We start from the raw sequence: 15069 nt of genomic DNA, 5'->3' as shown, positions 1-15069 counted from the left end.
ACAGCCGGCCCCGTGGCTGTACTGCGTCAGGCGGATGGATTCGGCCATGGTCATGGCTCCTGTACGGCGGTCTGGATGAAGAAAGGAATTGGAATGAGAAGGGTTACTGCAGGCGAACAGGCAAATCGGCGGCGCCCGGATGCGCCACGCGGGGTGCCGGCCACCCGCGGCGGGCAGCCCGGCAGGAAGCGGCGGCTTATTGCTCGCCCGGCTCCATCTGCGACTGCAGGTAGTTCTGCAGGCCGACCTTGTCGATCAGGTCCAGCTGCGTCTCCAGGTATTCGATATGCTCCTCGGTGTCGGTGAGGATATCAACCAGGATCTCGCGGCTGACGTAATCGCCGACGGATTCGCAGTAGGCAATGCCTTCCTTGACGGTGGCGTGCGCAGTCTGCTCCAGCTTCAGGTCGCACTTGAGCATTTCCGGTGTGTCTTCACCGAGCAGCAGCTTGTGCAGGTCCTGCAGGTTGGGCAGGCCGTCGAGCATCAGGATGCGTTCGATCAGCCGGTCGGCGTGCTTCATTTCGCCGATCGATTCCTTGTACTCCACGTCGCCGAGCTTCTTGAGGCCCCAGTGGCGGTACATGCGGGCGTGCAGGAAATACTGGTTGATCGCGGTGAGCTCGTTCTTGAGCTGGGCATTCAGATGCTGGATGACCTTCTTGTCACCTTTCATGGGTGGCTCCGGTTGCATCGGGCCCGCGCAAAAACACGAACGGCGCCAGAGGCGCCGCTTGCAGTCGAATGAAAATGCGAAGGCACGAAAACGCGCCGTGAACTGTGCTCAGTTCATGTGCGCGGTCAAGCCACCAGCGCCTGACGCCGGTCGTTCGCGACTGCCGGGTCCCGAGTGTCCATTATGGTACATGTGGTGGACACGGAACAGGTAGAAATCTCCACAACCTGGATGCCCGCGATCGTGGCCGCAGCCGCATTGCGCGCGGCTGCCACGCCTTCCTGCAACACCTGGTGGGCGCACTCGCGGCACCGGCCGCAGCAGGTCCCGACGCCCAGTGTCTCGGCCAGTTCGTCGAGGGTCTCGACGCCAAGCTGAACGGCACCGTGGATTTCACGATCGGTGATCTGGTTGCAGATGCAGACGTACACAACTCCCTCCTTGGGGGCTGGCGGCACCGGCATGCCGCTCGAATGAACGTCAGAATACCAAAGATCGAAAATGATAACAATTCCCATTAAGCCACATTCGCGGAGGTGGGATTTGCGTCACCTGCCGAAGCAACAAAAGATGGCTTTGCCGCACAAGCATGCCGAAAAAGTGATGATTGTGCGGCAAATCGACAGAAAAACCCTTCAAATTCTAGGGCTTAGCGAGCAGCCGCAGCGCGGCTGCCTGCTCCTCGGGCTCATAGGCGTTGAGCACCTGGTCGACGATCGGCTCGAGCCGCGTGCAATCGGCGTGCAGAACTTCCTGCTTGACTCGCAGCAACTGGGCCGGATGCATCGAGAATTCACGCAGGCCCATGCCCAGCAGCAGGCGAGTCATGCCGGGGTCGCCCGCCATTTCGCCGCATACAGCCACCGGCACGCCAACATGGTTGGCTTCGCGAATGGTGCGGGCAATCAGCTGAAGCACGGCGGGGTGCAGGGGATCAAACAGATGCGCCACGGCGTTGTCGGCGCGGTCGATGGCGAGTGTGTATTGCGTCAGGTCATTGGTGCCGATCGACAGGAAGTCCATGCGCCGCAGGAACAGCGGCAGCAGCAGCACCGCAGCCGGGATTTCGATCATGGCGCCGACCTTCAGGCCAGGATCGTAGGGCACGCCACGCTCGTCAAGCTGGCGCTTGGCCTGCGCGATCAGTTCCATCGTCTGGTCGATCTCGCGCGCATGCGACAGCATCGGCACCAGCAAGCGCACCGGCCCAAAGGCCGACGCACGCAGCAACGCGCGCAGTTGCGTCAGGAACATGCCCGGCTCGGACAGCGACCAGCGGATCGCACGCAGCCCGAGTGCCGGGTTCAGCGCGGTCTCGAAGTCGTCGCCACGCCCGTCCAGCGGCTTGTCGGCGCCGATATCGATCGTGCGGATGGTCACCGGCAGGCCATGCATGGCCTCCACGGCCGCGCGGTAGGCGGTGAACTGCTCTTCCTCCCCGGGCAGCTCGCCGCGCCGGTTCATGAACAGGAATTCCGAGCGGAACAGGCCAACGCCCACGGCGCCGGCTGCCAGCGCGGCGCCAGCGTCCTCGGCCATCTCGATATTGGCCAGCAGGTCAATCTCCTGGCCGTCCAGCGTGACCGCCGGCGTGTGCCGCAGGCGCTGCAGGCGCTTCTTTTCCAGCGCGCGTTCGCTCTGGCGGTGGCGGTATTCCTCGAGAATGATCGCCGACGGATCGACGATCACCAGCCCGGCGTCGCCGTCGATGATGATCCAGTCGTCTTGCCGGATCAGCTCGCTGGCGCTCTGCACGCCGACCGCGGCCGGGATGTCCAGGCTGCGCGCGACAATCGCCGTGTGCGAGGTGCGGCCGCCAAGATCGGTCACAAAGCCGTGGAAGACGGTATGGCGGAATTGCAGCATGTCGGCCGGCGCGATGTCGTGGGCCACCACGATCACGCCCGGTGCCGGCTCGCCATCGGCGGCCAGGGCCGGGACGGGCGCGGGCGCCAGCACCGGCGCGCCGGCCAGCACCTTGAGGATCCGCTCCACGACTTGCTGGATGTCGGCCTTGCGCTCGCGCAGGTACTCGTCCTCGATCTCGTCGAACTGGCGCATCAGCTCTTCGAGCCGCGTCGTCAGCGCCCACTCCGCGTTATAGCGGCGTCCGCGGATCAGCGCTTCCGGCTCGCGCGACAGGGCCTCATCATCGAGGATCATCGCGTGCACGTCCAGGAAGGCCCCCATCTCCTCGGGTGCTTCGCGCGGCAGGTCGCGCTTTAGCGCCGCCAGCTCGGCCCGTACCGCGGCGCGGGCCGAGCGCAGGCGCTCCACCTCGTCGTCGAGCCGGTCTTCATCGACCAGGTAGTGCGAAACGTCCAGCGCCGCGGGCGCGAGCAGATGGGCGCGGCCGATAGCGACGCCGCGGGAGACCGGGATGCCGTGCAGGGCAAATGACATGTGCCGCTCCGTCAGGAACGTTCAGGAAAGCAATGTGGCGCGGCGGACCTCACTCGCCCTCGCCAAAGCGGTTGGCGATCAGCGCCAGCAGCGCGTCCATCGCCTCCTGCTCGTCCGGCCCGTCGGTCTCGATGGTCACCGTGGAGCCAATTCCCGCCGCAAGCATCATCACGCCCATGATGCTCTTGGCATCGACCTGGCGCCCGTTGCGGGACATCTTGACCTGGCTGGCGAAGCTGCCTGCCAGTTGCGTCAGCTTCGCGGAAGCGCGGGCGTGCAGCCCGAGCTTATTGATGATGGTGGTGTCCCTCTGCAGCATATCGGTCGGGATGGTTGGCTGTTTGATTTTGTACGGTTGTAGTGCCCACCTGCAGCACGCCCTGCGAACCACCGGCAAGTGCCTTGGCCACGAGCTGATCGAGCTTTTCCCCGCGATAGCAGATGGCGCGCACCAGCATCGGCAGGTTGACGCCAGCCAGCACCCTGACGCGGCCGGGTTCGGCCAGCTTGGCGGCGATATTTGCGGGCGTGGCGCCGAAGATGTCGGTCAGCACCAGCGCGCCGTTGTCTTCGCAGACGGCATTGAGCCGTTGCCTGGCTTCGGCAAGGACGGCGGCAGGATCCGCGTCGGGAAGGACGTCGATGGCCTCCAGCCGCTGCGGCTGGCCACAGTAGACGTGGGTGGCGCAATCGCGCAAGGCCGAAGCCAGGGGGGTATGCGCGATGATCAGAATTCCTGCCATGATGGTGAATCCGTTGGACTGGCCCGATTGTAGCAGGCGCACTCCCCGGTTTTTTCGGGCTCCTGACCGCTTCCTGCCGGCTTTCGGACGCTTCTTCGCCGTTACGTCGTGGCAGGTTTCCGCCGATCAGGCGCCAGGCGCCCCCACGGCACGTTCGAGCGCGTCGATGAACATTGCGGCCACATGGAATCCGGTCTGCTGGGTGATCTCCTGGAAACAGGTCGGACTCGTCACATTGACTTCCGTAAGGTAGTCGCCGATCACATCGAGGCCCACCAGCAGCAAGCCCTGCTCCCACAGCCCCGGCGCCAGCGCTTCGGCAATCTCGCGGTCGCGCACGCTCAGTTCCTGTGCGCGGCCAGTACCGCCGGCTGCCAGGTTGCCGCGCACTTCGCCGGCCATCGGCACACGCGCCAGCGAGTACGGCACGGGCTTGCCGCCGATCAGCAGGATGCGCTTGTCGCCGTCCTTGATCGCCGGAATATAGCGCTGCACCATCAGCGTGCGGCGGCCGTCCTCGCCAAGCGTTTCGACAATGGCACCGAGGTTCATGCCGTCCTCGCCAACCCGGAACACGCCCATGCCGCCCATGCCGTCCAGCGGCTTGACGATGATGTCGCGGTGCTCGGCATGGAAGTCGCGGATGCGCGCGATATCGCGCGTCACCAGCGTCGGCGTGATGAATTTCGGGAACTGGCCGATGGCAAGCTTCTCGGAATGGTCGCGGATCGCGCGCGGCTTGTTGAACACGCGCGCGCCCTGGGACTCGGCCAGTTCCAGCAGCCAGGTGCTGGTGACGTACTCCATGTCGAACGGCGGGTCCTTGCGCATCAGCACCGCGTCGAAGTCCTTCAGCGACGTGAGCGCCGGCGTGCCCTCGCGGAACCAGTCATGGCTGTCGCCGGTGAGCTGCAGCGGCGTCGCCACCGTCTCGACCTGGTCGCCGAACAGCGACAGCTGCGACTGCAGGCACCAGAACAGCTGGTGGCCGCGCGCGGCGGCCTCGGTCATCATGGCGTAGGTGGAGTCCTTGTAGGTCTTGAAGGTCTCCAGCGGATCGGTGATGAAGAGGATGCGCATGTTGGCTCGTCAGAGAATCGGGTTCGGATCGGTCTTTTCAAGTTCGACCGAGGCCGCCAGCAGCGCCAGCCGCGCCACCACGCCGTACATGTAGAAGCGGTTCGGCACCGCCGCGCCCGGCTTGGCGTGGCTGTCCGGGATGCCGTTGGGCGCGAACGCCAGCGGCACGAAATGCATGCCCGGCGCATTCAGGTTCTCGTCGTTGCCGCGGCCGGTATGCACGCGGTAGAAGCCGCCGACCACGTAGCGGTCGATCATGTAAACCACCGGCTCGGCGACCGCCTCGTTGACCTTCTCGAAGGTATGCACGCCTTCCTGGATGATGACGTCGCTGACCTCAAGGCCTTCCTTCACGACGCTCATCTTGTTGCGTTCCTTGCGGTTCAGGCCCTTGACCTCGGACGGGTCGCGCACGGTCATGATGCCCATGCCATATGTGCCCGCATCGGCCTTGACCACCACGTACGGCGTTTCCTTGATGCCGTATTCGCGATACTTCTTGGCCACCTTCTTGAGCACGGCCTCCACCGAGTCAGCCAGTTCTTCCTCGCCGATGCGCTCGTGGAAATTCACGCCCGAACAGCGCGCGAAGTACGGGTTGACCATCCACTGGTCGATATCGATCAGCTTGGCGAACTTCTTCGCCACCTCGTCATAGGCGGCGAAGTGGCTGGTCTTGCGGCGCGTCGACCAGCCCGCATGCAGCGGCGGCAGCAGGTACTGTTCGTTGATGTTCTCGAGGATCGGCGGAATGCCGGCCGACAGGTCGTTGTTCAGCAGGATCGAACAGGGATCGAAATCCTTCAGCCCGAGCCGTCGGCCCTTGGTGCCCAGGCGCGCCAGCGGCTCGACGACCAGGGTCTGCCCGTCCGGCAGTTCGATCGGCGTCGGCTCCGTGATCTCTTCCGACAGCGACCCGAGCCGCACATTGAGGCCCGCCTGGCGCATGATCAGCGACAGCCGCGCCACGTTCTGCAGGTAGAACATGTTGCGGGTATGACGCTCGGGGATCAGCAGGAGGTTCTTGGCATCCGGGCAGATCTTCTCGATCGCGGCCATCGCCGCCTGGACCGCCAGCGGCAGCATTTCCGGCGCCAGGTTGTTGAACCCGCCCGGGAACAGGTTGGTGTCGACCGGCGCCAGCTTGAAACCGGCATTGCGCAGGTCGACCGAGCAGTAGAACGGAGGCGTATGTTCCTGCCATTCCAGCCTGAACCAGCGCTCGATGGACGGCGTGGCGTCCAGGATTTTCTTCTCCAGTTCGAGCAGCGGACCGTTCAGCGCGGTGATGAGATGCGGGACCATATCCATCCTGTGATCTATTGATCGTCTTAATCGTTCGCCCAGATTGTAGAGGAACGGCCAATTGGCTGCTGGCATGCCCTTTATAAGGATATGCCCGACGCAGCATAAGGGATGTGGATATGAGGGCGCCAGCGCAGATGTAAACCCTGGCGGCACCATAAAAAAGAAGCGCGGCATTGCCGCGCTTTCAAATGGCCTGACAGATACGGGGAGCGTTTCTGCAGGTGGAGGAAACTGCCTCAATGGCAATGTATGTGCGCTACCCCTCAAATACAACTGAAGCTTTTTAAGATCGGATTTAAGCAGCCGGCGAAAACCCTGGAGGCGTTGTTGTCTTTTTCTCGCCGATGGCAGCGGTTGTGGCGACGGCTGGGCTATCGCCCTGCCCCAGACAAAAAAGCCCGGCACATGGCCGGGCAATACTCCTGAGAGTCGATTCCCAATCAGCTCTCCAGCACAACACCTTTGCGATCAGACCTCATAAGCGGTTTCACCGTGCGAGGTGATATCCAGGCCCTCGCGCTCTTCTTCTTCCGGCACCCGCAGGCCGATCAGCATGTCCACCAGCTTGTAGGCCACGAAGGCCACCACGCCAGACCACACGATGGTGGTCAGCACGCCCTGGAACTGGATCCAGACCTGGCCGGCGATCGAGTAGTCGTCCGCCACCTTGTTGGCCACGTAGTCGTAGATGCCGGTGCCGCCGAGGCTCGGCGCGGCGAATACGCCGGTCAGCAGCGCACCCAGGATGCCGCCAACGCCGTGCACGCCGAACACGTCGAGCGAGTCGTCCATGCCCAGCATGCGCTTCAGGCCGGTCACGCCCCACAGGCACAGCAGGCCAGCCAGCAGGCCGATTGCGATCGAACCCATCGGGCCGACGAAGCCGGCTGCCGGGGTGATGGCCACCAGGCCTGCCACAGCACCCGAGGCACCACCTAGCATCGAGGGCTTGCCCTTGCCGATCCACTCGCCGAAGGTCCACGCCAGCACCGCGGCGCAGGTGGCCAGCAGCGTGTTGACGAAGGCCAGCGCGGCCGAGCCGTTGGCTTCCAGCGCCGAGCCGGCGTTGAAGCCGAACCAGCCGAACCACAGCAGCGAGGCACCGACCATGGTGAAGGTCAGGCTGTGCGGACGGATCGCCTCGCGGCCGAAGCCGATGCGCTTACCGAACATGAAGGCACCCACCAGGCCAGCCACGGCGGCGTTGATGTGCACCACGGTGCCGCCGGCGAAGTCGAGCGCGCCCTTCTGGAACAGCCAGCCGGACTTGGCCGTTGCGGCCGTACCCGCTGCGGCGTCGGTGAACGAGTCCGGACCCGGCCAGAACCAGACCATGTGGGAAATCGGGATGTAAGAGAAGGTGAACCACAGCGCCACGAACACCAGCACGGCCGAGAACTTGGCGCGCTCGGCAAAGGCACCGATGATCAGGCCACAGGTGATGCAGGCAAAGGCGCACTGGAAGGCGAAGTAGGCCAGCTCCGGCACGGCCACGCCCTTGCTGAAGGTGGCCGCCACGGCGTCGACCGTGAGCCCCTTCATGAACAGCCGGTCGGTGCCGCCGAAGAAGGCATTGCCCTCGGTGAAGGCGAAGCTGTAGCCATAGACGGCCCATAGCAGCGCGACCAGCGAGAAGATCACCAGGCACTGCATCAGCACCGACAGCATGTTCTTGGAGCGCACCAGGCCGCCGTAGAACAGTGCCAGGCCCGGCAGCGTCATCAGGATCACGAAGGCCGTGCTGACCAGCAGCCAGGCGGTGTCGCCCTTGTTGGGCACGGGCGCGGCCGGCGCGGCAGCCGCTTCGGCCGGGGCAGCCGCGGCAGCGGCGGCGGGAGCGGCAGCGGGAGCGGCGGCGGCTGCAGGCGCCGCCGCTGGCGCGGCGGCAGCGGCCGGCGCGGAAGCCTCGGCCGCGGGCTTGTCCTGCGCGACGGCATGAGTGGACAGGCCAACACCGGCCGTGCCGATGGCCAGCGCCATCGCGCCCGCCGTCAGGATTCGCTTGAACCAGGTTTTCATTTGTCTAGCCTCTTGTCGTTGTACTGTCACAGGGCATCGCTGCCGGTCTCGCCGGTGCGGATGCGGATGACCTGCTCGATCGGCGCCACGAAGATCTTGCCGTCGCCGATCTTCCCGGTGCGGGCCGACTTTTCGACGGCCTCGATGGCGCGGTCGACCACGTCGTCGGGCACTGCCACCTCGATCTTCACCTTGGGCAGGAAGTCGACGATGTACTCGGCGCCGCGGTACAGCTCGGTGTGGCCCTTCTGGCGGCCGAAGCCCTTGACTTCGGTCACGGTGATGCCCGACACGCCGACGTCAGACAGTGCTTCGCGCACCTCGTCCAGCTTGAAAGGCTTGATGACTGCGATGATCAGTTTCATCGATTTCTCCTGTGGGCACGCCGCCGCGGCGTGCCCTGACTGAAGCTCAATTAGAAAGTCTTGGAAAGGGACACCCACCCCGTGTTGTTGCCGACGTTGTGGTTATAGCTGTTGGTGTAGAACGAGTCCTTCGCGTTGGTGCCGATATAGGCCACTGCCACCGAGAAGCCCTTGCCCAGGTCCTTGGTCAGGCCAAGCTTCCAGTCCAGGTAAGAGGCCGCGCTGATGTGCTGGACGTTCTGGTAACCGACATGCGCATTCAGCGTCAGGTCCCACACATTCAGCGGGTAATTGAAGCTCAGGTCGATGTAGCTGCTGTACTGGCTGTTGGCAATGCCGAACAGGTTGGTGAGCGCCTGCGAGTACTTCAGGAATACCGGGCCGTAGCCGATGCCGGCGTAGAGCTCGGTGGTATAAGGACGCGGCTGGCTGTAGCCGCCCGGATAGAAGTACTGCAGCACGCCGACGTCATAGTTGAACTCGAGGTCGCTGGCCTTGAAGGTGTTCTTGAAGCCGCCGTAGAAGTCCATCTCGATCGGTGCCGACACCGACTTGTCGGCGTCCGAGATCCAGCTGATGCTGGAGTTCCAGTTGCCGATGTAGAAGCCGCTCTCGTGCGCATAGTCGAAGCCGCCCTGGATGGCCGGACGGCGGTTGGACTGGCTGAGACCGCGATAGCGGTAGTCCGACACCAGCGCGACGTTCGCCGTGAACGTATGCGGCGACGCGGGCTCGGCGGCAGCGGCAGCCGGGGCTGGCGCTGCCGCTGGCGCGTCGGCGGCGCTTTGGGCGAATGCGGTGGCAGCGGAGCTACAGAGAACGACCGCGCTGACTGCAAGGGCCAACTTCTTCATGGATTCCTTCTCCTTTTCCTTTTTGGCTCGGATTTCGTTTATTAGGGTTTCGGTGATGCGGGCGAACTCACTACTGCAACAGCCGTGCCAGCTTTGCGGAATTTGGACATCAGGAATGCCCGCAGGGCGAAGGGTGATCAAAAACCGGCTTGAATCTGCCTTGCAGCAAAGCCGGATCGACATCAAAAGGTGTGAACGGCTGCGCGGAGGAGCTTTCATGCACGTGCCTGAAGGGCGATAATCGAAGCCTGAAGATGACCTGCCAGCACGTCGGCGGACCGGATCGCCCGCAATCAGGGCGCCCAATTCCTGTGCGAAAGCGAGGTATGCGGCAGGTTGTTCCCAGGATTGGCACCACCAAGGTGCGCGAAGGAGAAACCATGAAACCGACCGATCTCTTCAACGACCTGCAGAACAAGGTCAGCGAGGCACTGCGCAACTCGCCTGCAAGGGACATCGAAAAGAACGTGCGCAGCATGATGACCCAGGGCTTCGCCCGGCTGGACCTGGTCACGCGCGAGGAATTCGATGTGCAGTCGCAGGTGCTGGCACGCACGCGCGCGCGCCTCGAAGAACTGGAAGAACGCGTGGCCGAGCTTGAGCGCCGCGCCGGCATTCCGCCCGGCCCCGGCGCGGTGGACAGCACCGGGGGCGCATGACGCCCCGGCCCCAGGCCCGCCCCTTTGCCGAAAGGCCGCCGTTTCACGGCGGCCTTTTTCGTTAACGCTTCCATCACAACCGTGTCACAACGGTTATCGAGACATGAGCCTTGCCGTCCTGCACAGCCGCGCGCTCACCGGCATCGAAGCGCCGCCGGTGCGTGTCGAAACCCACCTGGCCAATGGCCTGCCGGTCTTCACCATCGTCGGCCTGGCCGACACCGGCGTGCGCGAAAGCCGCGAGCGCGTGCGCGCCGCCATCCTCAACAGCGGCTTCGAGTTCCCCAACCGCCGGATCACCGTCAATCTCGCGCCGGCGGACCTGCCAAAGGAGTCTGGGCGCTTCGACCTGGCTATCGCCCTGGGCATCCTTGCCGCAAGCGGGCAGATCCCGTCGGCAGAGTTCGATCAATATGAATTCGCCGCCGAGCTGTCACTGTCGGGCGACCTGCGGCCGGTACGCGGCGCGCTGGCCATGGCCATGCGCCTGGCACGCGAAAACGCTGCGCGCCAGGCATCCGGCAGCCCGCCGCGCGCGTTCCTGGTAGCGGCTGGCAATGGCGCCGAGGCGGCACTGATCGAAAACCTGGCCGTCCATGGCGCCGCCACGCTGCGAGAGGTTTGCAGCCATTTCGCGCCGCCGCACGACAAGCGCCTTGCCCGCGCCGTGCCGGCCATGCTCGCCCGGGTGCCGGAACCCGGCCCGGACCTGCGCGACGTGCGCGGCCAGGCGCAGGCCCGGCGGGCCCTGGAGGTGGCTGCCGCCGGCCAGCACTCGGCCCTGCTGGTGTGGCAGAATCCCCCAAATGAAACCCAAACCCAAAGCCTACAGTTACATCCGCTTTAGCTCGCCACGGCAGGCGGCAGGGCACTCCAAGCAACGCCAGTTGGATGCCTGTAAGGACTATTGTGCCGAGCACGGTCTACGGCTTGCCACTGAGGCGGAGTATTCCTTCTTTGACGAAGGACGTTCAGCCTATTCGGGCGACCACGTTAGCGAGAAGGGCCAACTTGCTCGCTTCCTGCGCATGGTAGAGGAGGGCAGAATTGAACGAGACTCCTACCTCTTGGTTGAAAGTCTCGACCGACTCAGCCGGGAACAAGTACGGATTGCCCTGACCCGCTTCCTTGCGCTGCTGAACGCTGGCATCAATATCGTTACGCTGACAGACCCGCCAAAGGTCTTCGAGCACGATTCGACCAACGAATTGGACATCATCATTAGCGTTGTAATGATGTCCCGCGCTCATGAGGAAAGCCGCACGAAGTCTGATCGTGTTGCGAAGGCGTGGAAAGCCAAGCAGGAGAAGGCCAGAGACGGCATTGCCGTCGCCAAGACCCTTCCATCGTGGCTTTGCTACAAGGATGGGCAATACCACATCATTCCAGACCGCGCCGCGACGGTACAGCGCATATTCGATCTTGCCCTAGCTGGCCACGGCAAAGCCCGTATTGCTGCGATCCTCAATGCCGAAGGCGTCAAGTCCTTCAAGGCAGGCTTGGGGAAGTTCTCTGGCACTTGGGGCGGCAGTAGCGTAGACAAAGTGCTGACCAGCAAGGCTGTCTTTGGCTTGTATCAGCCGAAGTCCCGCAATGGTGGCGACGGCAAGCTAGAGCCTAAAGGCGATGCAGTGGAGAATTACTTCCCGGAGATTGTGTCTTCAAAGACCTTCTACGCCGCACGCGGGGCCATAGAGGCACGAAGGACAGCAAAGGCTACCAAGCAATCCGGCAATTTCAATGTATGGCAGGGGATCGTGCGATGCGCCTTCTGTGGCGCTGCCCTGCACATGACCGACAAGGGCAAGCCGCCGAAAGGCCACAAGTACCTTAGCTGCGCCAACAAGCGCAAAGGCACCTGCACCGCCCCCCTCCTTCGTCTCGACCATTCTGAGCAGCTATTGCCCTTGATCCTGGCCCGCCTCGATTCCATGGCGCTGGTGAAAGATTCGGGCGGCAAGCTGGCGCACGACTTGGCAGAAGTGGACGGACGTATAGCGGAGCACCGAAAGCTTTTGGCGGACTACGCACCAATGTTCAAAGCACGCCGCACCGATACCCTTTATAAGATGATCGTGGAAGCGGAGGACGCTATCGCCGAGCTAGAGAAGCAGCGTGAGCATGTGCAAGGCGAGTTGGCCGCAGAGGACGCTATAGGCTTCGACACCTTCATGCGGCGCCTTGACTTGGAGAGTAAGCCGGGTCGCAACAAGGCCAACGGGCTTCTAAAGCGGCTGAATGTGAAGGTGTTCGCCGCCCGTGCGCGCCTCATGGTCAGTCAGGATGACCGACTCCGCTTTGGAGTTGCGTACGTGGACGAAAGGGCAGGCTACCTAGAACTGAACCCTTGGAAACGCCCGTCTCCAGACGACCAGCCCCACGTTGCAGCCCTGAAAGCTCTGAAGGCCATTAGCACTGTCCATTTCATCCCTCCCGCTCAGGCAGGCGGCAGTGCATACGCCATAGAGGAAGACGCTGACCAAGCTCGGTACGATGATCTACCAGCCGAGGGCCAGGAACTACAACCCGGTGAATACTGACGGAAAAGGCGCTATGGCCCTAGCATCGATTTCTGAGGTCTCAATAGTTCTCGATAGAGAAATACCGTATTTGCCAAGCACGGACATGCGATTCGCAGCGAAACCACTTCCGAGTACAGAAATGCTCATAGAATCGATTTAACGGGGCCTACAGCGCGTTTCCCGCTCATGGGAGCCGTACCGATACATGCACTAAAAATAATCGCCCTAGAACGGCTTATGTGGCCTATTTACAACGAAAGTAAAAAGGTCTTGACCCAACAACATCGATCGTGGCACTCTTTGTGATGCAATCAGCCTAACTCCCAAAGTTACAACGGAGCGGCAATAAGCATCAGATTGCAACCACAAACCCTTTGTTTTACTGGGTTTGGGGCGTCCCAAGTGCTCTCGTAGCACCCCCCAATCGTTACATCCCACAATTCGCTTCTGAGCCTTGCTCCGCAGGGTTTTCAGCCGTGTTTGCACGTCTGCGCAAAGTTGCGTCTTATGTAAGTAAAGGTATTTGGCTTAGTGGAAGTACAGAGAGATATCGGTATGGGAACAAGTTAATGGATCATCAATCAACAACAAGGAGTCAACGAAACCTATGGGAGTTCAAGTAGTAGAAAAACAATTTGTAAAGTACACACCGAAGAAGCAAGGTAGGAAGTGGTACACCGATGTCACCCTTCCCCACGGTGGTCTTCATAAGCAAGAAGAGTTCAAGAAGGGGGTGGAGATGCTGGAGCAATGTGCTCGCAACTTCAGAAACCCGAGACTATTTCACATCTGCTTCACCGGGGCGTATCTATATATCTACGAACTGGTAATGACCCGATTCTGTAGGGTATTGAAGGCTGAAGGGGTCAAGTACCACTACAAGGCAGCGCTGGAGCACGACGAGTCCAAAGGCTTGCACTTCCACGTGATGATCGTCCTAGGCACAGACAAGCAGACAGGGCCATTCATCACCGGTCGGGATGAATCCGGGAAGATGGAAGGCGAATCCGCACTACGCAAAGCAGTCCGGCACACTTGGAGCGAATGCAGTCACCTCGACTACAGCGTGAACGTACCAAAGAGCCAAGGTGGCCTGCCATTCATCCAGTTCAACCAGTCGAACCAAGAAAAATTCGACAATGCTGTTGAGTGGATGAGTTACATCTACAAAGCCCGCTCCAAGCCTGAGAGTGGAACGGTGTACTTCTCAGACAGACAGGACGACGGGGCGATCACTGCGCACTACTAATATCGCGCAAGAACCAATGCTGGGATAGGCGGGCTCACAAAAACAAGCCTATCCCAAATAAACCCTGCCTCCCCCACCTCAGGGCCGCGAGATTCTGGCTCGACTTCAACCTCATCAAAATGGGATGTGGTCTGGATCGTCTGGAATAACCTCATCAAAGGCGGCATCAAGCTTCGACTTAAAGCCTTTTGCCTGAAGTCGAGCGTCCTGATAGAGCCTCCGCATGAAATTATATGCACCAGGAAGCGACGATTTTAGGTCGACGTCGGTGTATTCGCAAATAAGCTCGTCAGAATTTCCATCGACAAGTCTAAGGTAATAATCGACATCACCAAAAGAATCGTCGTTTGCCCTGTAACCCAAGCGGACGCTAACATCCTTAACTTCCGTAATGAACTCTGTCGGGTCAATGACATTTTCATGCCACTCCGCAGTCCCTTTTGAGGTTCGCGCTGCTAACCCTTTTAGGAAACTAACAATCCTTTCAACTTCCATCTGATCGTCTCACTGATAGCGTTTTTGCTCTGAGTCCAATTGCATCGATTTTATCGATCAATTCTCTCAACGGTTCAATGACCTCTGCCTCGAATCTCTTAATGCTCTGTCGAGTCTCTGGCGGTTTCACATCTTTAGCCGTAAGTCTCGCTTGGAAACGCCGCAGGATAGGTGTTGCTTCCTTAAGCGCCGTAACATCATCATCCAAAAAGCCTTCGGGCGTGTCGTTAGCAACATCCTCCCTTACCACAGCGATTGCGCGGCAGACTAAGTCAATCCGCTGATCGACCAAAGTCCAGTCCTCGCTCCTTATTGTGTCCTTTAGATCACTCAAATTCGCACTGATCGTCGCCAATTCCAAGGACACATCAACCAGTTGGCGTGCCCGTCTAGCACCTTTCGCTGCTTCACGAGCGGCCTCAGCGGCTGTTCTTGATTTCCTGGCTTCTGTGTAGGTCAAAGCCAGACCAATAATTGAAACGAAAAGCCCCAAAATCCCAACATGGTCGCCGATATGGTAATCAGAGAGTAACTCGAACCATTTGTTCGATGGAACTTCGATGGCGGGCGTAGCGTTTGCCCCCATGTCGGAGAGTTTGTGCCTCTGAGCGTCCTGTAGCTCTAATCGGGTGGTCCGAGTTTCAAGCGGCATGTTTCTGTATTCGTTCGTCTGCATGTAGATCATACCCGACTTCG

At 61.3% G+C, this 15069-nt stretch carries 15 protein-coding genes and 1 pseudogene; 4 read left to right on the top strand and 12 right to left on the bottom strand.

From position 1 onward, the window contains the following. Positions 1-196 precede the first annotated feature (196 nt). The 10 genes from bfr to AC3FNH_RS00835 all read right to left on the bottom strand — a co-directional run bounded on the left by bfr (position 197) and on the right by AC3FNH_RS00835 (position 9448). The gene (gene bfr / locus AC3FNH_RS00880; RefSeq protein WP_010814835.1) at positions 197-676 is read right to left on the bottom strand and encodes a bacterioferritin; all 480 of its coding nucleotides are present in this window, start codon (positions 674-676) and stop codon (positions 197-199) included. A gap of 125 nt (positions 677-801) precedes the next feature. After that, a complete protein-coding gene (locus tag AC3FNH_RS00875) occupies positions 802-1194 on the bottom strand; it encodes a (2Fe-2S)-binding protein (RefSeq protein WP_488718758.1) in 393 nt (130 codons plus the stop codon). Positions 1195-1318: 124 nt separating this feature from the next. Then, positions 1319-3079: a phosphoenolpyruvate--protein phosphotransferase gene (ptsP, locus tag AC3FNH_RS00870; protein WP_276099320.1), complete on the bottom strand. Its 1761-nt coding sequence runs from the start codon at positions 3077-3079 to the stop codon at positions 1319-1321. 49 nt (positions 3080-3128) lie between these two features. Continuing rightward, entirely contained in the window at positions 3129-3398 is a 270-nt protein-coding gene (locus tag AC3FNH_RS00865; RefSeq protein ID WP_211958745.1) for an HPr family phosphocarrier protein, read from the bottom strand. Further along, the gene (locus AC3FNH_RS00860) at positions 3367-3822 is read right to left on the bottom strand and encodes a PTS sugar transporter subunit IIA (protein ID WP_276099319.1); all 456 of its coding nucleotides are present in this window, start codon (positions 3820-3822) and stop codon (positions 3367-3369) included. The genes AC3FNH_RS00865 and AC3FNH_RS00860 overlap by 32 nt, the downstream gene beginning before the upstream one ends. 126 nt (positions 3823-3948) lie before the next feature. Next, positions 3949-4902 (bottom strand): glutathione synthase, encoded by a 954-nt coding sequence (gene gshB / locus AC3FNH_RS00855; protein ID WP_488718757.1) that lies wholly within the window; start codon positions 4900-4902, stop codon positions 3949-3951. Between the two features lie 9 nt (positions 4903-4911). Then, positions 4912-6207 carry a glutamate--cysteine ligase gene (gene gshA / locus AC3FNH_RS00850; RefSeq protein ID WP_276099317.1) on the bottom strand — a complete coding sequence of 432 codons (1296 nt, stop codon included), beginning with the start codon at positions 6205-6207 and terminating at the stop codon, positions 4912-4914. Between the two features lie 471 nt (positions 6208-6678). Next, positions 6679-8229 carry an ammonium transporter gene (locus AC3FNH_RS00845; RefSeq protein WP_276099316.1) on the bottom strand — a complete coding sequence of 517 codons (1551 nt, stop codon included), beginning with the start codon at positions 8227-8229 and terminating at the stop codon, positions 6679-6681. Between the two features lie 26 nt (positions 8230-8255). Next, positions 8256-8594: a P-II family nitrogen regulator gene (locus AC3FNH_RS00840; RefSeq protein WP_276099315.1), complete on the bottom strand. Its 339-nt coding sequence runs from the start codon at positions 8592-8594 to the stop codon at positions 8256-8258. A gap of 50 nt (positions 8595-8644) precedes the next feature. Then, positions 8645-9448, bottom strand: coding sequence for a TorF family putative porin (locus tag AC3FNH_RS00835; protein ID WP_276099314.1), 804 nt, complete (start codon positions 9446-9448; stop codon positions 8645-8647). Between the two features lie 380 nt (positions 9449-9828). Here AC3FNH_RS00835 and AC3FNH_RS00830 point away from each other — a divergent pair, with 380 nt between their 5' ends. The 4 genes and pseudogenes from AC3FNH_RS00830 (at position 9829) to AC3FNH_RS00815 (ending at position 13878) form a co-directional block, all read left to right on the top strand. Next, on the top strand, positions 9829-10107 hold the full coding sequence (locus tag AC3FNH_RS00830; RefSeq protein ID WP_276099313.1) for an accessory factor UbiK family protein: 279 nt from the start codon (positions 9829-9831) through the stop codon (positions 10105-10107). 103 nt (positions 10108-10210) lie between these two features. After that, positions 10211-10948: pseudogene (locus AC3FNH_RS00825) on the top strand (magnesium chelatase domain-containing protein); the annotation flags it as partial. Continuing rightward, positions 10914-12647: a recombinase family protein gene (locus AC3FNH_RS00820; RefSeq protein ID WP_488718756.1), complete on the top strand. Its 1734-nt coding sequence runs from the start codon at positions 10914-10916 to the stop codon at positions 12645-12647. The pseudogene AC3FNH_RS00825 and the gene AC3FNH_RS00820, both read left to right, overlap by 35 nt. 589 nt (positions 12648-13236) lie before the next feature. Next, positions 13237-13878, top strand: coding sequence for a YagK/YfjJ domain-containing protein (locus AC3FNH_RS00815; RefSeq protein ID WP_488718755.1), 642 nt, complete (start codon positions 13237-13239; stop codon positions 13876-13878). A 114-nt stretch (positions 13879-13992) separates the two neighbouring features. Here the strand turns inward: AC3FNH_RS00815 and AC3FNH_RS00810 are convergent, their stop codons facing one another. Both AC3FNH_RS00810 and AC3FNH_RS00805 read right to left on the bottom strand, forming a co-directional pair. Continuing rightward, positions 13993-14373: a hypothetical protein gene (locus tag AC3FNH_RS00810; protein ID WP_488718754.1), complete on the bottom strand. Its 381-nt coding sequence runs from the start codon at positions 14371-14373 to the stop codon at positions 13993-13995. Continuing rightward, positions 14363-15058, bottom strand: coding sequence for a hypothetical protein (locus AC3FNH_RS00805; protein WP_488718753.1), 696 nt, complete (start codon positions 15056-15058; stop codon positions 14363-14365). Before AC3FNH_RS00805 ends, AC3FNH_RS00810 begins: the two co-directional genes overlap by 11 nt. Between the last annotated feature and the right edge of the window lie 11 nt (positions 15059-15069).

Source organism: Cupriavidus sp. 22TCCZM01-5, from assembly GCF_057798915.1.
Note: the sequence above shows the minus strand (reverse complement) of the source record. Positions and strands in the feature narration are given on the sequence as shown.